Source organism: Thiohalocapsa sp., assembly GCF_019695415.1.
Classification (GTDB): domain Bacteria; phylum Pseudomonadota; class Gammaproteobacteria; order Chromatiales; family Chromatiaceae; genus Thiohalocapsa.
Genome location: NZ_JAIFKJ010000007.1, coordinates 1 through 1,953, shown reverse-complemented (window position 1 = coordinate 1,953; position 1,953 = coordinate 1). Strand labels below are relative to the sequence as shown.

Below are 1,953 nucleotides of genomic sequence, written 5' to 3'. Positions count from 1 at the left end.
GGCCAACTCCTGCGCCGTGGCGATGTCGGTCAGGATGATGCCGGACAGCGCGCGGAGGCTGAGGTCATCGCCGGGCTCCAGGAGGCCGACGACTGTGACCTCCCGCCGACGTCCCTCCACATCCAGCTCTATGCTGGAGCCGGGCGCCAGTTGATGCCGTTCCGCGACCTCGGCCGCGATCAGCACCGCCCCCGGCCCGGTCAGGAAGGCAGTCAGTTCGGCCAGCGAGGCCCGCTCTCCACTCCAAAGGTAACTGCGAAAGGGCGGCTCGGCGAAGGGGTCCACGCCCAAAAGCTGCATCGCCTGGTTCCCCAGTTGGGGCGAGGTGGCGTAGGTGGTGACGACGGGAGCCGCTGTACTCACTACACCCGCACGTCGCAAGTCAGTGTAGATTGTCTCGTCCAGACCCTGTGGCCCGCCGACGATCTGATGGGTGGCTCGTCCGGCGACGGCGTCGATGCTGAGATCGAAAGCCCGGCTAGCACTGACGTTAGCCAGGTCAACGGCCACGACGACGGCTACACCAAGCGTGATGCCCAGAATCATCAGCACGCTCTGCCACAGGTGACGCATCAAGTAGCGCCGTCCCAGAGCCCACAGCGTGCGTGGGGCGAAGCTGGATAGCCCAATTTCCATCGCGCTCTCAGGCATCGACGAGCTTCCCGTCGCGCAGGTAGAGGATACGGTCGGCATAAGCAGCGGCGTCTGGACTGTGTGTGACCAGAACCAGATTCTTACCCGCCCGCCGGGTGAGGCGATCCAGCAGATTCAAGACCTGGCACCCCGTATCTTCGTCGAGGTTGCCCGTTGGTTCGTCGGCCAGCACCAGGCGCGGATCGTGGACCAGAGCACGAGCGATGGCGATGCGCTGTTGCTCACCGCCGGATAGCCGGTCCGGGAAGGTATCGCCACGGTCGCCCAGCCCCACGGCATCGAGCAGAGACTGCACACGCTGGCTAGCGTCCGCGCCATTGATGCCGTTGAGCTCCAGGGGAAGCATGACGTTCTCCCACACGGTCAACGTAGGGAGCAAGTTGAAGAACTGAAAAACGAAGCCGATGTGACGGCGACGAAAGAGGGTGCGCTGTCGCTCTTCGAGAGCGGTCAGATTCTGACCATCGAGCCAGATGGCGCCACCGTCGGCGTCATCGATGCCGCTGATCAAGTTCAGCAAAGTGCTCTTGCCGCTGCCGCTCTGGCCTACCACGGCCACCGACTCGCCCTTGGCAAAGACAGCGTTCACGTCTCGCAGCACAGAGCGTGTGTGTGGTCCTTCTCTAAAGCTCTTGGAGAGCTTTTCAAGCCGCATAAAATCGTCTCTCATTGGTCACCTAATCCGCTAACGGAGCACCCGCGTCTGCCTGATAGAAGCTCCGCGATAATCACGCCGAGAGCTATGCTCAAGGGATCGGCAGAAAATAATAAACTCGCCACACAGAGGCAGATAAGGGCTTGTCCAACGAGACGATTACTGATAGAATGAACCCATCGGGGCGCTTGGCCCGCCTCGGCTATAGCCCCGGCCTCGTACGAGAGAGTCGGGGCTCTCTCGATTTTTATTTTATCACGTCCCTGTTCCTGACACAAACGCTGCTTGAAGCCGACCTTGACCCGCCCAAGAGGTATGATATACTTACAATGTAAGTACTTTGTAAGGAGGCTCAAATGGGACGAAAAATTTTCCGCACCGGAAATAGTGCCGTGGTCTCACTCCCACCGGAGGTATTGGAGGCCACCGGATTGGAGTTGGGCGATGAGGTGACCGTCACGGTAGATGCAGAACGCACTCACATCGTCCTCATTCCAACCACTTTGCCCGGCGTGCGTCCTGGCTTCTTGGATCAGGTGGATCAGTTCATTGAAAGGTATCAACCGGCTCTGGAAACCCTGGCTGAGGAGTAACGTTGAAGTACCTCACAGTCGAAGAGGTATTGCTGTCTCTTAACCACATCT

The 1,953-nt window shown here is 59.8% G+C and carries 3 protein-coding genes; 1 reads left to right on the top strand and 2 read right to left on the bottom strand.

Annotated features, from left to right (window positions below):
- Together I6U14_RS00095 and I6U14_RS00090 are read right to left on the bottom strand one after the other, a co-directional pair.
- Positions 1 to 651, bottom strand: a 651-nt coding sequence (locus I6U14_RS00095) for an ABC transporter permease (protein ID WP_296895856.1), incomplete at its 3' end; no start/stop codon positions are given.
- Positions 644 to 1,243 carry an ABC transporter ATP-binding protein gene (locus tag I6U14_RS00090; protein WP_296895855.1) on the bottom strand — a complete coding sequence of 200 codons (600 nt, stop codon included), beginning with the start codon at positions 1,241 to 1,243 and terminating at the stop codon, positions 644 to 646. The genes I6U14_RS00090 and I6U14_RS00095, both read right to left, overlap by 8 nt.
- 422 nt (positions 1,244 to 1,665) lie before the next feature.
- Between I6U14_RS00090 and I6U14_RS00085 the strand changes: the two genes are divergently transcribed.
- Complete coding sequence (locus I6U14_RS00085; RefSeq protein ID WP_296895853.1) at positions 1,666 to 1,902, top strand: AbrB/MazE/SpoVT family DNA-binding domain-containing protein; 237 nt, start codon at positions 1,666 to 1,668, stop codon at positions 1,900 to 1,902.
- Positions 1,903 to 1,953 lie beyond the last annotated feature (51 nt).

Coding starts and splice junctions, on each gene's coding strand:
- I6U14_RS00085 (WP_296895853.1), top strand. CDS start 1,666: ATGGGACGAAAAATTTTCCGCACCGGAAATAGTGCCGTGGTCTCACTC.